This is a genomic window from Sulfobacillus thermosulfidooxidans DSM 9293 (assembly GCF_900176145.1).
GTDB lineage: Bacteria > Bacillota > Sulfobacillia > Sulfobacillales > Sulfobacillaceae > Sulfobacillus > Sulfobacillus thermosulfidooxidans.
In genome coordinates, this window is sequence record NZ_FWWY01000001.1 from 968,113 (window position 1) to 985,427 (window position 17,315).

At 49.6% G+C, this 17,315-nt stretch carries 16 protein-coding genes; 8 read left to right on the forward strand and 8 right to left on the reverse strand.

Translation table 11 applies throughout. The annotated features are described in order from the left end of the window. Window positions 1-463 precede the first annotated feature (463 nt). On the forward strand, window positions 464-1,366 hold the full coding sequence (locus tag B8987_RS05050; RefSeq protein WP_020374284.1) for a glycosyltransferase family 2 protein: 903 nt from the start codon (window positions 464-466) through the stop codon (window positions 1,364-1,366). Between the two features lie 367 nt (window positions 1,367-1,733). Then, window positions 1,734-3,587: an ATP-binding protein gene (locus B8987_RS05055; protein WP_139793469.1), complete on the forward strand. Its 1,854-nt coding sequence runs from the start codon at window positions 1,734-1,736 to the stop codon at window positions 3,585-3,587. Here the strand turns inward: B8987_RS05055 and B8987_RS05060 are convergent. Further along, window positions 3,584-4,264 carry a hypothetical protein gene (locus B8987_RS05060; protein ID WP_020374281.1) on the reverse strand — a complete coding sequence of 227 codons (681 nt, stop codon included), beginning with the start codon at window positions 4,262-4,264 and terminating at the stop codon, window positions 3,584-3,586. The two genes, B8987_RS05055 and B8987_RS05060, sit on opposite strands and share 4 nt — an antisense overlap. Window positions 4,265-4,757: 493 nt before the next feature. Here B8987_RS05060 and B8987_RS05070 point away from each other — a divergent pair, with 493 nt between their 5' ends. From B8987_RS05070 to B8987_RS05090, 5 genes are all read left to right on the forward strand, one after another. Continuing rightward, window positions 4,758-6,059 (forward strand): transposase, encoded by a 1,302-nt coding sequence (locus B8987_RS05070; RefSeq protein WP_084660934.1) that lies wholly within the window; start codon window positions 4,758-4,760, stop codon window positions 6,057-6,059. Window positions 6,060-6,317: 258 nt separating this feature from the next. Beyond that, window positions 6,318-7,859: an SLC5/6 family protein gene (locus B8987_RS05075; protein WP_020374279.1), complete on the forward strand. Its 1,542-nt coding sequence runs from the start codon at window positions 6,318-6,320 to the stop codon at window positions 7,857-7,859. A 194-nt stretch (window positions 7,860-8,053) separates the two neighbouring features. Next, window positions 8,054-8,683 carry a hypothetical protein gene (locus B8987_RS05080; protein ID WP_020374278.1) on the forward strand — a complete coding sequence of 210 codons (630 nt, stop codon included), beginning with the start codon at window positions 8,054-8,056 and terminating at the stop codon, window positions 8,681-8,683. A gap of 262 nt (window positions 8,684-8,945) precedes the next feature. Further along, window positions 8,946-10,571, forward strand: coding sequence for an archaeosortase/exosortase family protein (locus B8987_RS05085; RefSeq protein WP_020374277.1), 1,626 nt, complete (start codon window positions 8,946-8,948; stop codon window positions 10,569-10,571). Between the two features lie 81 nt (window positions 10,572-10,652). Beyond that, window positions 10,653-11,258, forward strand: a complete 606-nt coding sequence (locus B8987_RS05090) for a hypothetical protein (RefSeq protein ID WP_020374276.1) — start codon at window positions 10,653-10,655, stop codon at window positions 11,256-11,258. 122 nt (window positions 11,259-11,380) lie between these two features. Here the strand turns inward: B8987_RS05090 and gnd are convergent, their stop codons facing one another. The 3 genes from gnd to B8987_RS05105 all read right to left on the reverse strand — a co-directional run bounded on the left by gnd (window position 11,381) and on the right by B8987_RS05105 (window position 14,646). Further along, complete coding sequence (gene gnd / locus B8987_RS05095; protein ID WP_020374275.1) at window positions 11,381-12,283, reverse strand: phosphogluconate dehydrogenase (NAD(+)-dependent, decarboxylating); 903 nt, start codon at window positions 12,281-12,283, stop codon at window positions 11,381-11,383. A 229-nt stretch (window positions 12,284-12,512) separates the two neighbouring features. Next, window positions 12,513-13,193 carry a GGDEF domain-containing protein gene (locus B8987_RS05100; RefSeq protein ID WP_020374274.1) on the reverse strand — a complete coding sequence of 227 codons (681 nt, stop codon included), beginning with the start codon at window positions 13,191-13,193 and terminating at the stop codon, window positions 12,513-12,515. Between the two features lie 721 nt (window positions 13,194-13,914). After that, the gene (locus B8987_RS05105) at window positions 13,915-14,646 is read right to left on the reverse strand and encodes a GGDEF domain-containing protein (RefSeq protein WP_020374273.1); all 732 of its coding nucleotides are present in this window, start codon (window positions 14,644-14,646) and stop codon (window positions 13,915-13,917) included. Window positions 14,647-14,902: 256 nt separating this feature from the next. Here B8987_RS05105 and B8987_RS05110 point away from each other — a divergent pair, with 256 nt between their 5' ends. Then, window positions 14,903-15,151 carry an AbrB/MazE/SpoVT family DNA-binding domain-containing protein gene (locus tag B8987_RS05110; RefSeq protein ID WP_020374272.1) on the forward strand — a complete coding sequence of 83 codons (249 nt, stop codon included), beginning with the start codon at window positions 14,903-14,905 and terminating at the stop codon, window positions 15,149-15,151. On the opposite strand, the gene rsmI is transcribed toward B8987_RS05110, so the two are convergent. The 4 genes from rsmI to B8987_RS05130 are packed head-to-tail and all read right to left on the reverse strand — an operon-like array spanning window position 15,148 to window position 17,284. Next, the gene (gene rsmI, locus B8987_RS05115) at window positions 15,148-16,008 is read right to left on the reverse strand and encodes a 16S rRNA (cytidine(1402)-2'-O)-methyltransferase (protein ID WP_020374271.1); all 861 of its coding nucleotides are present in this window, start codon (window positions 16,006-16,008) and stop codon (window positions 15,148-15,150) included. The two genes, B8987_RS05110 and rsmI, sit on opposite strands and share 4 nt — an antisense overlap. Then, window positions 15,999-16,262 (reverse strand): GIY-YIG nuclease family protein, encoded by a 264-nt coding sequence (locus tag B8987_RS05120; RefSeq protein WP_020374270.1) that lies wholly within the window; start codon window positions 16,260-16,262, stop codon window positions 15,999-16,001. Before B8987_RS05120 ends, rsmI begins: the two co-directional genes overlap by 10 nt. Next, window positions 16,249-16,971 carry a hypothetical protein gene (locus tag B8987_RS05125; protein WP_020374269.1) on the reverse strand — a complete coding sequence of 241 codons (723 nt, stop codon included), beginning with the start codon at window positions 16,969-16,971 and terminating at the stop codon, window positions 16,249-16,251. Before B8987_RS05125 ends, B8987_RS05120 begins: the two co-directional genes overlap by 14 nt. Then, on the reverse strand, window positions 16,958-17,284 hold the full coding sequence (locus B8987_RS05130; RefSeq protein ID WP_020374268.1) for a cyclic-di-AMP receptor: 327 nt from the start codon (window positions 17,282-17,284) through the stop codon (window positions 16,958-16,960). The genes B8987_RS05125 and B8987_RS05130 overlap by 14 nt, the downstream gene beginning before the upstream one ends. Between the last annotated feature and the right edge of the window lie 31 nt (window positions 17,285-17,315).

The following is a 17,315-nucleotide window of genomic DNA, read 5'->3' on the forward strand; positions in this document are numbered from 1 at the left end:
GGTTTTCCATAAAAAAATGCCCCACTGTCAAGGGGCGGACGATTGCCGCGGTACCACCCTTGTTCACCATAGGGCCTCTTTGGTCCGTTAACGGAAGACACCGGGAGTACTACTCAAATTTCGCACTCCTGCTCAAGGGCCATAGCTCAAATCCATCCGGCTGATCTCCCACCCTCATCAGCTCGCTATCATCGGACTTGGGGATTTGAACGCTCCCTCTCGTTGCAAGTTCTTAGATTATAGACCACTTTTTTCCCGTCGTCAAAATGATTGAATCACCGCGTTTTGGATCCTGTAAAGCGTTTTTTTGCCACACCGTTCGTGCCGCAACAGATTTTTCCTGGGAAGTGCTGTCGAGACAAAGTCCGAGACGGCACATGCGACCATGGCTGGGACTGCTCTGTTGAACACCGGATGCTAGCGTAAAGGTAACGAACAATTCCACGAAAGAAAGGGATGCCGGGTGAGACACGCGTTAAGAAGTACCCATTCTACCCACTTACGGCCCACCATTTCGGTCATCATTCCCGCCAAAAACGAAGCCCTCCTTATCGCAGGGACCATGATGACGGTGGCCGAAATCCTTAAAGCTGCTGGTTACGTCTTTGAAATCATTGTGGTTGATGATATGTCCTGTGACGATACGGTTTCGCAAGCTAAATGGGCCTGTCGCCAATTGCTTTCCGTTCCCTGCCGCATTATTGCCACAACCCAGTCATTAGGCAAAGGGTATGCCATTGCCAAGGGGTTTGCCGTAAGCACTGGTGATCTTGTAGCCTTCATGGATGCCGATCTTGAGTATCCTCCACAGTCTTTGCCCATTATGGCGTCCTTATTGGAAACCTACCCCCATTCCTGTGCAGTTGCCTACCGCACAGAGGATAAACGCCCATGGTTTGAACGGGTCACGTCAAAAGTCGCCCACCAATTGGCAACGCTCGCTCTTCATCTTCCGGTTTCGGATACGCAAGCGGGTCTGAAAATGTTTCCCGGATGGTTTGCTCGCCAACATTTATCTTGTCCTCGTCAAACCGGATGGCTTTATGATATCGAAGCCTTATTAGCCGCACAAAACAACGGGCTTCGTATTATTCAAATTCCCGTAACACAACAACGCATCCGACCACGGCGCGCGGGAATATGGCAAATGCTTGCGTGCGCGGTGCCGCTCACACAATTAGCCTGGACTCAGTGGCGCCAGTCATGGTCATCAAAGTTTTCATCGCGGACGTCCCAAAATCCTGCGCCTGCCCTGTCTACTGTCCTTACTTCCCAGAAAGTCACCGAACCAAGCCGCCCGCCTCGTTCGTTGATCGGTCCCCAGGCTCCTCATGATTCCCGTCCTCATTACGAAAAAATCCCCTAAAGCATGCTGATTGTGTTCTCACGTCTTCGGATTGCCCTCCTGAGATTCCTTCCTGACTCTTTCTTTGATTCTTTCTTTGATTTCTTCTTTGATTCCTTCTTTGATTCCTTCCCTGTTGGCACAAGTCTTAGGGCCTAGCCACAGGGTTTTAGCCGTGATGGGCGCAATATCCGCAAAAGAGCCGTACAAATATCCTTCCCATGACGTGTCTCTTAAGCCCAATACCAGAAGATTGTTGCGAGATATTTGAGACGATGATTGAGACAATTCTGAGACACGGACTAGATCTTTTTGAATTATTGTAAAGTTGCTTCGCTAAGAAAATGACTCTTCATCACTAACTCTAGGGAATAGGAGGTGTCATACCGTGATAGAGCCATCTTCAACTTTGATGACCAATATGCCCCAAATCTCCATGATAGGGCGCTACAAAGAATGGAATGCGCTCAACACCTTAACAGATTTCTCTCACCCCAAACGTCCTATTGTTTATCTCTGGGGGCCTCCCGGCTCCGGAAAATCGCATGTCGCCGAACAATTCTTCGAACACCAGCGTCTAACCGGGCAGCATGCCCTCTATTCGCAGGCTCGTTTAATCGGCCCCGATGACAAAGACATCACCAGCTATTTGCAACAAGTGTTTGAGATCGAACCCTCCGAAAAGAAATTTGATTGGTCTCGATTGGCTTTTAAAGCACGAGACTTGATTTGGATTATCGATGACTATGATGCATGGCGGCGTCATCACGCCTGGTTTTGGACCGTGTTAACCGATATGCGCCATTTCGGTGCCGGCATTGTCTTAACAGGCAAAGAGTCTCCACGCAGGCTTTGGGCGGGTCAATCGGATAATGTGGTCGAAACTCTTCCTTTACCAGATTTTGATAAGGAAACCATTACGCAGATTTGCCGCCAGTTTGAATTACATGATCCTGAGTTCGTATCAGAAGCCATTGCCATTTCCCGAGGACGCCCCCGACTCTTATATGCCATTGCCCAAGGTATTAAATCGGTCAAGGATATGCTTCCCCCTAGCACGCATTTAAACGCCAATCTTTTTCACACCCAGATGCCGATGTTTTTGATTGAACAGGTGTGTCATCCTGGCTCACGTCGCATGAAATGGCGCGCAGGTCAAGGGACAAATCAATCCCTAGATTTACTCATGGCGGCCGCATCACTGACTCCTATCTTTACGCGTGACCTACTGAGTCAATTAGTCGGGCCTGCCACGGTCAATGAATCATGGGACGCCTTCACGAACTCGCCTTTTCTCGATGTCTTTCACGGGGGATATTTTGGTTTATATCCCGGTCTCAGGCAACGCGTTCGACAAGCGACACAACAGGCACGCCCCTGGATCTGGGAACAATGGACCAGGAAAACGGCGCAATACTTTATCCACCTCATTAAGAGCACAGAACACTCTTTTCCCTTTGCCTGGGAACAGGTCGTAGGTCTTATTCGCTGGAAATTTGGCCACTCAGCTTTTCAAGTTGATGAATGGCAAGGACAACAATGGCGGGTAATTCATGACTTGTTGTCGGGCGTTCCCGGTGATAACGAAACCTTTTCCGTCTTTGACGATGAAGAAAGATGTTTAGGAACCATGACCATTCGCCGCGACAAGACCGTCCCCAGGATCATCATTACGGATCTTGTTAGCCATGCGAGTAATCTAGCCGTCATGTTCATGTTGTTCAGTCATGTCATCAAACAATCGAGTGGCTATGGGCAAATAATGTGGGCGTTAACACCCGAGCATCCCATGACCGCAGCTTTTCTTGACCTTTTGCATTATCTCGGTTTCATCGACCAATTAGATGGGTCCAAGATTCTCGACTTTAATAACGTGGATTTAGTCATGTGGCTGACTCAGATTCTACGCTCACCGCAAGGAGATTCAATAGACAATCCCGTGCAAGCGGTTCAGAATGCCTTGCAGGTTTTATCTTCCGATTCTGAATTACATCAAACCGAACTCTCCCGCTATTGGCGAAGCATTTCCCACAAGGGAACCGTGCGCTCTTGGTTTCTTGATGCCCTATCCTCAGCCGATTTGGGTCCTAGCATCGGAGGGCGCACCTTATTGGCGCTGTATTATTTAAAGAAGCAAGGAACTCACGAAGAACTCGCCGAACAACTACACTTGTCGCGCGCCACGTATTTTCGTAACCACCGCACCGCATTAGAAAAATTATCCGCCGCCTTATTCCATTAACATAAAGGAGATGGCGGCGGCTTCAAATAGTTGCCTAGGGTTCGGTCAGTCAAGTCGATTAAGGCGCGTTCTCTTGCCTTTCCGAGAACTTCATCAACCGTGAGTTTGATATCGGCCGAACCCCATCCAATGGCACAAGGAGTGACCAGGTCTCGTATCCGGGCGAGAACCCCCGGGATTTTTTGATGGCTCACAAACGGCATGAAAATGACCCATTCATGCGGCAACCATTGGATGACCAAATCATAATGCCGTAAATGGGTTATTAAATCGAACTCGGAAAACGGTGCCCCTATTTTATCCCGTCTTTCTTCGTGCGCCGATATTTTAGGGGACATGTCGACGATGTACAGGCATGACCAGGTGCCCAAGGCACGCTGTTTTAATTTTTGAATAGACCGCTCTATCTGGCGTTCTCCTAGAGAACGTGACATGATCCGGCGACGGTCATCATAGCGCGGCATCACAGAGGGTGAAACCAAGAGAAAAGCCATGGTCCCCTCTTCTGTCATTTTTCGAAGGATGTCTTGCAAGTCGCGTAAAATCGTTGTCTGAGACATATTCATTGTCGTTGAAAGCGCCTCAAAATCATATCCTTCGCTTAGCAAGCGCAGTAACGTCCGCTCTTTGACGTCTAATAACATCTCGTGATCAGCTTTTTTCCGGCGTCTTGCCATGTGTTCCTCACCCCGAAAAACGATTCGTTACCTCACCCTACCAACAAGTGTCAACTCAGTCAGTGTCAGTTGTTGTCTCACCCTCTGACTTCCTAGCACATTGTCATATCGAACCCTGCAAGCTCTTTGTTAGCTACCACAACGATATCACGTATCATGGACATTCTCTTGGGTTTCTGATGGCCATTGGCTATCGATCTCTGACGATGACAATACGAAGGAGAAGGGAATTATCATCCCCCCTAGAGGCATTTGCGCTGTCTTGAAACCGTAGAGGGGCGCGGGATTCGCAGAGGCTCATAAAGAATTTCCCCCATTCATGGACGGAGGAATGCGGCTTTTCGGTTCCCGGTCGGCCGCCGGCGGCCGATTTGACCCCACCCGCGGCACACCGTGCCGCGATCCCCGAAACCCGCAAAACCCTAAGAAAAACGGGCCGAGCTCTGGTAAAATTGAAGTACCAACCACAATTTTCCGAAAGGAGCTCTCCCGTATGGCTATCATACCACAACTTTCTCTCTTTTCGTGGCAAGATCTCGAAGAATTAGGCGACCTCGAACGCCTCGTGCTCGTCCTCGAGACGGTCCCGGATGAAACCCTCATGGCCCACCTGGAAGCCGCCCGTGGGCATGGGCGGAATACGTACCCGGTCCGGGCGATGTGGAATTCGGTGTTGGCCGGGGTGGTTTTCCAACACCCCAGCATCGAGAGCCTTCGCCGAGAACTGGCCCGCAATGCGCAACTGCGCATGCTGTGCGGGTTCCGCAACGCGGCCGTCCCGCCCGCGTCGGCCTACACCCGATTTCTGCATCGTCTGATGGCCGAACAGGATACCGTGGACGGGATGTTTGAGCAGCTGGTGGATGACCTCGCCGCCGTGCTCCCGAATTTCGGTCAGCGCTTGGCCATGGACAGCAAGGGTATCTCGTCGCGGGCCGTGCGGCCCGCCAAAAACCCCACCGCCGATGGGCGCCGGGACGTCGATGCCGATTTTGGACGGAAGGAATACCGCGGTGTGCATGAGGACGGGACTACCTGGACCAAAGTGGTCAAGTGGTTCGGGTATAAGCTGCACCTGGTGGTGGATTCGACGTACGAATTGCCGGTGGCGTGGGAGGTGACGAAAGCGTCGGTGTCCGATGTGACCCGGGCGATGCCCATGTTGGATCATCTGCACCATCGCCACGGGGTGCTGCTGTCCCGTGCCGTCCTTTTAACGGCCGACCGGGGCTATGATGATACCAAATTGATCGCCGCCTGCTGGGATAGCTACCAGATTAAGCCGGTGATCGATATCCGGAATATGTGGCGGGACCCGGATGCCACGCGAGTGCTACCGGGCCATTCGACGGTGACCTACAATTATCGTGGCGACGTCTTTTGTCAGGATCCGGTCACGGGTCAGGTTCACACCATGAGTAACGGCGGATTCGAAGTCAGGCGCCAACGTCTCAAAAAGCGGTGCCCCGCCCGCTTTGCGGGCGTGTCCTGCCGGGGTCAAGACACCTGCCCCGTCGTCCAGGGCCTGCGCATTCCCTTACAGACCGATCGGCGGATTTTTACGCCCATGGACCGGGCCAGTTATCAATGGAAGCGCGAGTATGCCCATCGCACGGCGGTGGAACGGGTGAACAGTCGGTTGGATGTGTCGTTCGGGTTGGAACTCCATACCATTCGGGGGCTAAAGAAAATGCAACTCCGCTGCGGGTTGGCCCTCATCGTGATGTTGGCGATGGCGCTCGGGCGGATACGGCAACGGCAACCGGAGCGGATGCGCCGCCTCGTGGGGTCGTGAACCCCACCCCCATTCATCGAAATCCCGGAACGGCCCGTCGGGCCGCTGCTTCGGCGTCGATTCCTCCTGTTCCGCCATAATTGAGGCCCATTCACCCTCTGGGATCTGCGTGACAAACGGCTGTGGAGTCGCCGCAGATTGACTGAAATCGGCTACAGCGGAAAAAACTCCCCTAAAAAAGTCTGTTGACAGGGGACCTGGTATTCATAATGATATATGAGTATTTTGATAGGGATTATAATATAGGAAGGGTGGATAGTGGTGATTATTGCCCTACTAGTTGGTTACATGGGCTTTATCGTATTGTTGGGCAAACACAAGACGGTCACGAGTGTAACGGCCTTTCAGAATGGTAACCACCAGCTAGGATTTTGGACCATTCTCATTATGGTGACCGCTCTATGGTCTTCTTCCCTGATTGTGGTGGAAATCGATGCCGCCTATCAATATGGGGTGAGTGCGCTATGGTATGGCGTCAGCGTGGCTCTGATGTCTGTTCTTGTGTCTTTGCTCATGCCTTGGTTTCACCAACATGCTTATATTTCTAATAGTGACCTGTTAGGCCGCACCTTCGGACGGGGGGTCCGCCGTTTAAGCGGAATGGTCATTGGCGGGACTTTTCCCATTTTCGCGCTATCTAATGCGCTCGCAGCCGCCATATTTCTGCAAACCGCCTTGTCGTGGCCATTATGGCTCAGTTTGAGCGTCACCACCTTATTGTTAATTGTCACCATTCAATTTGCTGGCATGCTGTCTTTAGCTCAAATGCAGGGCTTTAATTTGTTTATGGTCATGATCGGTATCGTTTATGCCATCCACACCATGGCGCATCCTCTTCCCCATCCCAAAATGGTAATGCCTCCCAGGTTTTGGCACCTATGGGGAGTCGGTCACGGAATTGTCGCCGTGTGGTTTGGTATGAACATTTTAAACGTTGTCTGTGCCCAAGCCGAAATTCAAACGCTAGCGGCGGCCCGTCATATCCGCCATGCCAAGTGGGCAACCTGGCTATCCACTCTTTGGCTTTTGGGAATCATTTTCGTCAGCACATGGCTTGGCGTCATGACTCGGCTCTTAACGCCGAATCCGCACATGGATGGACTTAAGGCCTTTTTCCATATTGTGCTGGCCCACAGTTCTCCCTTGTGGGTGGCCCTCCTTGGTATGTCCATGTGGTCTCTGGCTATCATGTGGTGTGGTCCCTTATTATTTTCCGGCGCCATTAGTGTAACCCACGATGTGATGGGTCAATTTCACAGTCTTACCTGGCTCCGTATAGGACTCATCGTGGAAGGCGTTATTATGGTCTTATATGGCCTGTGGCGCCCAGGCGAACTGGCTTGGTGGCGTGTATTCGGCTTGACTCTCCGTAATGCCGCCGTCGTAGGACCCACCTTAGTCGTCCTATTGTGGAAGGATACCTTTCCCCGTAAAGCGGTCCTGCTCGCCATCGCCAGTGGCATTGGTACGGGACTTGGCTTAAATGCGATCACAGGATTTTCCGCGACCCACTTTGTCTGGGGCATAAATCCCATGTGGTCGGCCGCCACCATCACCATGGTCGTCCTCGCTACGGCTCGCCTTCTTCATCAACGCCAACTCCTGGGAGCCATCTTGGGCCTAGCCCTGTGGGGACTTTTAACCGTCTTGTTGATCCGTTATGGTTCGGCTGCGAATCTTTTAGGGATTCTTCTCTTATTTTCGGGGTTGTTATTTATGGGATATGCCTGGCTCTTAACCCGGCGCCCTGATGCAGAGCTAAAGCTCTACCCCTTGTCAAAATCGGTAGAATCCGACTAACACCACAGCGCCAACAAAAAATCTCTTTTTTGTTATTCCCTCATCACCATCGCCAGGTCATGATTTTTTGTCAAGAGACTTTCGTGGCACTGGCATTGCGACGCCGGGTGAGACTGACAACATGCCACCCGGCTTCAATAATGGGTATAGATTTGGAATAGAGGAGTAGAAGGGAATAGAAAGGAAGACAAATCATGGCATATCGTTGGTGGATGATTCCTCTTAGCATGATCCTTACCGCAGGTCTTAGCGTCCCGGCATTTGCACAAAGTCCTACACCGATGCTTCCACAGCCGAACCGGCAACACGAAGATTCTCACCAGGCGTTAGTCATCGACTATGTCAATGCCTCCCCGTCTGGACATGGACCTGGATCTCAACAGACATGGCAATGGACAATTAAGATCAGCAATGTCAAAACGCCTGAAAGCACCGGATCATCATTTCTGAAATTTCGGCTGTTAACCCCGAGTCAGCAACAAAACTTTGTCAACAACAATGATATTGGGAGTCGCCTATTTATTTATCCCATTGAGCCCGCTCAAGTCCATAATGGAACCATTACCGCAACATTCCAAAGTTCAGCACCTAACCCCGGCAATAACCTCATTGATGCTTCTGAATACTTTGACCATTCGTCATCCGGCGAAGGGACTGGCAGCAGTGTTGAAGTACGCCAAGAATCTCCTGCCGTGTCCATCACGTCACTACCCTATGGACAATTGCCCGAAGTGCCTCTCGCCAGTGTGCTACCTGCCATGCTGATTGCAGGATTTGGAATATGGATGTATAAACACCGCAGCACAGTTTCTCCTTTATCTTAAAAACAGAAGACCAGAGCATAAACCCCATGATATCCTGCTCTGATCTCCGGTTTCCATGCATGCCCTAATGTGTTACACACAATGAGCCTAAATCCCCTCAACCCGACAGGATAAGATGGCCAGAGCGTTCAACCCCATTCATTAGTGACGCTTAAATCGTAAATCACCGAATCACGACATCAACACCTCATCATGTCGCACCAGCATAGCCAAAAAACAACGTATGACCGATTTTCACTGATGGGAGGACAACAAAAACATCATGACAGGAACTGAGATTCATATCCATCAAAAACATTCTCTCGGCATTCTATGGATATTGTGGGCTGTCGTTTCAATCTTTCCTCTATTGGCCTATGCCTCTCCTCTATGGCAGAATGTGTTGGCGGATACTCCCATCGCGGATTTGATTTGGATACCGATTCTAGCCCTTGGTTGGGCGACTTGGAGTATTTTGACGGGGGACTTCAACCGCCCCGATGACAGTGAATTAAATGGCATTTTAGGGCTCACTTTAGCCGTTGTTGTGGGTTTAGCCTTAGTATTAGGACCCGTCCGTTGGCCCACCTTCTTTGTCTTTAATCACGGCGGGCTCCTATTATGGCCTTTATGGATATTAGCCATGACCTGGATTTTTTGGGGCATCGAAGCCACCCGCAAGGTGGTTGCCCCATTACTCTACTTGGTATTGGTGTGGCCACCGTTTTTTGAAGCCATTGCTAATAAGACGCAAACCGTGTTGGTCAGATGGGCTGTTGCTGTTTTAAATGATTTATCCCATCACGTGTCGTGGCTACATTCTGCTCAAATCGCCGGAACCTTTGGGGTTAATTACCATGGTCAAAATATTTTGGTCGTCGTAGCTGAAGCTTGTAGTGGGGCTGATAGCCTTGTCGGTGCTGCTATTGTGATGCCCGTGATTTGGTTTATGATACAAGGCGGGATTGGGAAAAAAGCCTTACTAAGTGGTATTGCCTTATTTGGTGCCTTAATCCTCAATTGGATGAGACTCGCCGTCATCGTTCTTTGTGTCCATATCCTGGGTCCAGCCATTACCTTTCGCTATATCCATCCCGTTCTAGGATTTATTCTGTTTGCGTTATTGGCGGTCCTGTTAGTCACTCTCTTAAAACCCTTCAATCTTCACATGCCAAAACTTCAGGTATCCTCTACCGTGCGATTTGCTAGCCTGGGACGGGTAAGTGGAGCCCTCGTTGTATCGGGTATATTGTTTTTCCTTCTTCGTCCCTTATTTACCCTCCCTCAAGGAACATTTGGCAATCCTAGTCCCGTTAAGCAATATCATGTCGCAACTTTTCTTCCTTCGCTTCCCCAATTTCAAAAGAGTCCTGCCTATTATGCCAATGAATCCTCGGTTTTGGGTCCTCATTCTGCAACCCAAGCCGATCTCTACGTGATGCCTCGTTCCGGTAAAGCGGCACTCGTCGAAATGTGGAGCACAGCTAGTGCGTCCCGACTCGCTACCTATGGATTTCATGCTTGCTTGTTGTATCATGGCGATAACATTCAAGCCTCCCAGTCATTCCAGCTGGTTCCTGGAGTGGTTGCCACAGCCTATGCGGTTAGCCTTCCCCCAAGTACCGTGGGTGGACGGCGTTCTGTATATGTGGATATCGAATGGAGCGATGCGGTGAAAACATCTCAGGGCATTCGCTATCAAAGGTGGTCGATTGCCTCGTTTCCAGCGTCTACGCCTAACCCGACTAATCTTCATCCCGCCAGACATCTGAAATCCTTGACCGCGATCCAAGCTATGACAGCGCCTGGCACGCAGGGTTTGTGGCCGCGCAGTATTCTCCACACCAAAACGATGTTAATCGCATTAGCGGACGAAATGTTTCATGCCAGTTTAAGAAACCATGCATGACGGGGCGTGGTGCCCTACCATTCCAAAAATGTTAGTGCCCGTGAAAATTAGCGAATCATCTTATGAAAGGAAGTCATACCGATGAAAAAATTCTGGAGTCACCGGTTCGGGAAGCCCTTAACCATTTCAGTCGTCATCGCGGGCCTTAGTGTCCTTGTGCTAAATCTGGATTCATTATTTCAGCCTGTTCACATTGCGCATCATAGCTCGTCCCTCTCAAACACGAAATATCCCGTAACAGACCCCGTTTCCAAGGCGTCAACCGATTACCTATCCTTTGTCGTCCCTGAGAAAGACTTCACCATAACAGAACAGGCCCATCAAGGTATTGCCACTTGGATAATGCCTGCAAAGCCGCCATTCACTTCAGGAACCGAAGTTGTCTTGTGGGGATGGCCTAATGCGACCTTAGCTACCTACCTTCATCAATCCCCACAAATTCTCGGAAAAACCACTGTCAAAAGTGACTCGCGCACCCTAAGCATCATTTTTGCTTTACCAAGGTCATGGCCTTCTGTACATGAAGTCTTTCAAATGGTAGTCATCGAGCCCAATCATCCTAACCTGAAGTCGCCACCATATGGACAACTCCCAGAAGTACCGTGGGCAGCGTTATTACCATTCATCGTGCTTGCCGGATTTGGCTTCAAATTCTATCATGACGGCAAAAAATCCCCATCAGCATGATGACAGGGAATATCGAGATGCGGCGAATTTGACCAAAATCCACGCGTATTGTCTTTTACCGTATCAATTTTTAGAAATCCAGGTAGACAGCATTTTATCCACCTGGATTCGTAATGTATTCGTTATGAGGGATCGTGTTTAATGGCATGGCCTCCAAACGCATTGCGCAGGGCTGCAATCACTTGCGCACTATAAGACTCCTCTTGTCGTGATGCAAAACGGGCCATTAAGGACAAGGTAATGACGGGTGCAGGTACCGATTCCTTAATCGCCTCTTCCACTGTCCAGCGTCCTTCTCCCGAGTCTTCCACGTACCCGCGGATGCCTTTTAAGTCGGGATTGGTCGAAAATACATTCTCTACGAGCTCCAATAACCACGAGCGCACCACACTCCCGTGATTCCACATATGACTGATAGCTGCCAGGTCTAGCTCAAAGGGACCTTTTTTCATAATCTCGAAGCCTTCCGCATAGGCCTGCAAAAGCCCATATTCAATGCCGTTGTGCACCATTTTGACAAAGTGTCCGGAGCCGATAGGACCCACGTGCAAAAATCCATCCTCCGGAGCCAAACTCTCCATCAGGGGACGGACATGATCAATTGCTGCCGAACTTCCGCCAGCCATAATGGCATATCCATTAGCTAATCCCCAAATGCCCCCACTTGTTCCTGCATCAATAAATTCGATACCCAACTCCGCGGCACGCTGACCCCGACGCATTGAATCGCGAAAGTTTGCATTACCGCCATCGATCACAATGTCGTGTGCAGACAATAAGGATAGCAAGGTTTCAAACAGCGTTTCGGTGGCCTCTCCAGCTGGCACCATCATCCAGGCGACCCGAGGATGGGGTAATTGTTCCACCAGGTTCTGAATTGATGAAGCCCCTATTGCCCCCATTTTTTCCAACTCTCGCACTTTGTCAGGAGTACGATTCCATACCACCACTTCATGGCCATGACGTAAAAGTCGTTGAGCCATATTGGATCCCATCCGTCCTAATCCCAGCATCCCCATTTTCATGATGTGATCCCCCTTAGTTTTTGTGTCCATGTCGACCACGCATATCTCTTAACCCATCATGCTCCCCAAAGGTTTTGAGTATTCCTCCGCAAAAAATCTGTAAGTCGGGCAAAAATTACCACTTCCCCATAAGCAACGAGATGGCGTAACATCACGGTTAGCTTGGGTACCATTCATACCTAGAATATCCCCGGGATTATTCTGCCCATATAACACTTCATGGTCGCCCTCATGTTGGGATGCCATGGTGAGTGATATCATATCGCGGAAATACAGATGCCAAGCCTACCCGATTTCGCCCGTCAATTTTCGCAGCATACATGGCTTGATCGGCCTCCTCAAGGAGAGCAGTTAACGACCGGGGCGTTTTTTCCGAATTGGCACTGACCCCCACACTAATGGTTATCCGTAATGAACGGCCTCGAATCGAAAATGGGCGTCTGGCAATCTGAGACCGAATACGTTCTGCTACACGTTTGGCGTCAGAGAGGGAGGTTTCAGGTAACAAGATCACAAACTCGTCGCCCCCATAGCGAATACAGGCATCTCCTTCTCGCAACTGTATCGCAAGACGCCTTCCCACCTCAGAGAGCACAGCGTCCCCCGCAGTATGGCCCCAGCGATCGTTTAAAGATTTAAAGTGATCAATATCTACAAACAGCACAGCTGCGTGCAGAGGATGTGAAAAAGATGCCCATGTTTTCTCCAATTGGCCACGTGCTTTCATTTGAGTCAGCGGATCGACTGTGACCATCAGCCGAAGTTTTTCCAGTTCTTTCGTTTGATTCGCAACTTTCTGGGCTTGTGCCACACATCCCGCACAACAATAAACTTCCCCATGCCAGTGGACCACAGATTGTTCCAAAGCAATTCCGCAGTGAGCACATCGAACCACCGGTGAATGATCCACCTTATAGCCTCCTTTACCCGTGCACACAGTATCACACCTTTTTAGGTGTAAATGAAGGAGCCATCAACGAGTTGTCAACATTTGTTGAGTCGTGCCGGTTTGCAATCCATCATCCTCTGGGTGAATACGTAGAGAAGAGATTTCCCTCAGTTGGCAATCAAGACTACCCAATATTTATGCAACCAGCATCATCTCGTTAAAGATCTCACGCTTCGAGTGCATAGCGACACAATGCCCTTTACCAGGGATAAGCATATCAGAGTAACACCTCTCAGCATTTCATGGTAGGTCTAACACCATACTCCTGCGGTTATTTTTCCCCTATCTCGAGGAGCGTTCATTTGCCAAGAGATTTTACTCTCTTTTCCAATATATCATAAAAACACAATACTAAAATGATTAAAATGGTTTTACTTTAATATCTCCGCAAATCACATCTGGCCAAAGGGAGGGATGATCCCTATATACCTTAGCAGGTCAGGATTAGTAAGGAACAAAGGGATTAAAGCCTCATCATCCGAACCTACTGTCTATGATGTCGCCTAGAGAGCTTGGATTAGACGGTATCATTTATGCCGAATTTAGATTTATATCTGTCTTGAAGCATCGTCTGAAATCGTAGTCGTCTAAGGTGGCTAGAATCCGCCAAAATCGAAAATTCTCTGCCTTATTGATTGCATGATAATCCCGTCTTGCCGTCAGGTAATCCCCTATGTGTGGACTAATTGTCCTCAGCCCCGACGCGAAAAGTGCTGGTCGAAGGAGTTCTTTGGTCATAGCGCAGGTCATGACGACGGTCAATTTCGATACCTAGCCGTTTTGTCTCCGGTAGTCCATGGATGGCCTTTTTAGCCCGTTTTTGTTGGTACATCGCTTGATCCGCGCGGTCAATAAGCGTCATCACCTCTTCCCCGGGTTTATACAAAGCAAGGCCAATCGAAAACTGAATCTCGGGATCGGCCCTCTTTATGCGGCCGATAAGTTCTTCAGCGGCAGCAGGTGATGCGCCCGGTAATACTAACACAAATTCATCGCCCGCCCAGCGGATCACTAAATCGCTCCGCCGAATTTGACTAAAAATCGTGTGGACGATACGACATAGCAAGCGATCTCCGGCCTGATGTCCAAAATGATCATTAACCATTTTGAGATTATCCACATCCAAAAAGGCCACCGTTAACGGGTGGCTGTCGGTAACATCTTGTATAAGCTTGGCCAAAGCCTGTTCTCCCGCATAGCGAGTCAAAGATCCCGTCAATAAATCCCAATCCGAAGCTAATCGCGCCATATGCTCACCCGATACGGCTATTTTTCCATAGCGGTTTAACAACTCACTAAAGGCTAAACGGACTTGCCGATCAATTTCTCCCCGCGGCATGCCTAACATGACGGCCATATCCTCGACGGGCATGCCCTGTGCCATTAATAGCCGAATACGTTCGTCCTCGATCACGTTATGGGTCCCTCCCTGCTCTTATCTCCCAGCTTCGAATGGGAACCACGATGTCATACCTAAGATACCTCGTTCACCGCCAGCATACAGTGCTAATCCTAGTGCCATCTTCCGTCTCAGCATGATTGCTACGGCTTCCTTTATCCCTGTTTTTTCCAATCCTTTACTCGACAAAATTTTTCAAGTTTGTTGACTATATTTTGGAAGTTCTGGTATTATACTTCCAAAAGCTTGTCGAATATGAGGGAGTGAAGGCATGAAATCAACAGGAATTGTCCGTCGAGTGGACGAGCTTGGTCGCGTCGTCCTGCCTATTGAATTACGGAGGACATTACAAATTGAAGACAAAGATTCCTTAGAAATCTATGTCGATGGAGAAAAAATCGTTTTGCGGAAATATGAACCCGCTTGCATTTTCTGCGGGAATGCTGAAAACATTGAAACCTTCCGCGGCAAAAATATCTGCCACGATTGCTTAAAAAGCTTGCATATTGAAGCGGTTTAATTGTTCCGGCTCTTTTGAGCGCGATTATACAATTCTCGACGGGAAATATGATATTGGGAGGCGATCTGTTGGGTCGCCTCTTTGATTGTGTGTCCTGCTGCCACCAAATTTTCCACGTCATCAATCAGTTTGTCCCATTCAGGTTCTTGCTCAGACGCCGAAGCTTTTGGTCCTACAACGAGGACCATTTCTCCCTTCCAGGTCCGGTTTTGACTCACTAACTCGCCTAGCGTCCCTTTCCAAAACTCTTCAAAGTGTTTGGTCATCTCCCGCCCGAGCACGACCAGACGGTCCCGGCCTAAAAGCTCCAGCAGATCATTTAAGGTCTTGTCCATGTGATGCGGAGCTTCATAAATCACACTGGCATAGGGACACGCTTGAATTTCTTGTAGTCTCTCGCGCCGGGCTTTTCCATTTGGCGGGATAAATCCCCAAAAGACATAAGGATGGGGAAAGCCTGAAGCGGCAAATGCCATGACCTGCGCCGACGGGCCCGGAATCACCGAAAACGGAATATGGTTATCATAAAGCCATACCATCAGTTCTTGGCCCGGATCAGAAATGGCAGGCATTCCCCGGTCCGAGACCAGCGCAAGGCTTTCTCCTTGGGCAATCCACGTCGCAACTTGTTGCAGACGCCGTGGTGCATTATGGGCATGAAATGATACCAAGGGCCGATGGATATCAAAGGTACGGCAGAGAATTTCGGTTTCCCGAGTATCCTCGCACAAAATCCGGTCAACCTGCCGCAATACCGCTTGGGCTCGTGGTGAAAAGTCTTCGAGATTACCAATCGGCGTTCCCACCAGGTATACATGCCCTGGTTCCACCCAATGATGATCAGTATCTACGGACACGATAGCTTCAGGGCCTCCTTTGCACTATGGGGCAACTGTTTAATGCGGTATTCTTCGCGCAAGGCCTGCGATTTGGTGTACGGTCCAAAGTGACACCAGATCTCAAGCGGTCTATGTGCCCGGGTAAATTTGGCGCCTTTTCCTTGCTGATGCACACGAAACCGCTGGGCCAGATTGGTCGTGATCCCGGTATAAAACACGTCCCCTTGACACCGTAAAATGTAGACCCACCATATGGCCTTATTGCCGGACATGATCAAAAACGTCCCGTAAAATCTCTTTGATTAGATCCTGGGAGCCGTTGGCATTCAAATGGTGAAAAGCTTGGTAGCTCGCTTCCCACAGTTCGAGCCATGCCTTGTTCTGGTGCCGACGATATTGGGTGCGCACCCAATAAGAAAACTGAATCAGTTGTTCTTTGGTTAAGTCATTGTCGGCAAAAAATTGATCAGGATCAAAATGCGTGTCGTCATCCTGGATATCGGGATCGGCCCGCAAAAATTGGCACCGACTTCTCACCGTCGGTAAGAGCCCATGAATTTGTTCTGTCACGAAAATAAACGTGACATAGCGAGGGGGTTCCTCAAGACTTTTTAACAAATAATTTTGGGCCGCCTCGGTTAAGCGGTGAGCTTGGTCCACCCAAATAACCAAATGATGACTCCAAAGTGGTGGCCGGTTAATATGCTGCAAGACGATTTGTAACTGCTCGCGACGAATCCGGTCTTTTTCCGGCTGAATATGGAGGACATCCGGATGATCGAAGATATCACGTGAACAGGACCGGCATTCACATCCTCTATCGCCCACTTCTTCGCACGTCATTTGCCGGGAAAGCGCCGTGGCCAATAAATCCGCCTTTTCTTGGCTTCCTTGAATCACCAAGGCGTGGCCTAAACGCTGTGTGTGCCACGCCTGAAGAATCAGGGGCCACGGACTTAAATACGCTTTAGAATTTTTCATAACGATCAATATCTACGACAAATATTGTCGCCCCGCCTACGGTGACCTCAACCGGGAAAGGAATATAGGGTTCTCCACTATGCGAGGGAGTTTGCGGCGTAAGTGTCTCTTGCCGTGCAGCCGACGTCCGTTTCAAAATATGAATGACCGCTTCGACATCTTTTTCTTCAATGCCCACCAATATCGTCGTGTTGCCCTCGCGCAAAAAGCCTCCCGTACTCGCCAATTTCGTGGCCCGAAATCCCCGGCGGTTGAGTTCGGTAACCGCTCCCGATGCATCTTTGTCCTGAAGAATGGCAATGACCAGTTTCACCAAGAAACCTCCTCATAAATAAATCCATCCC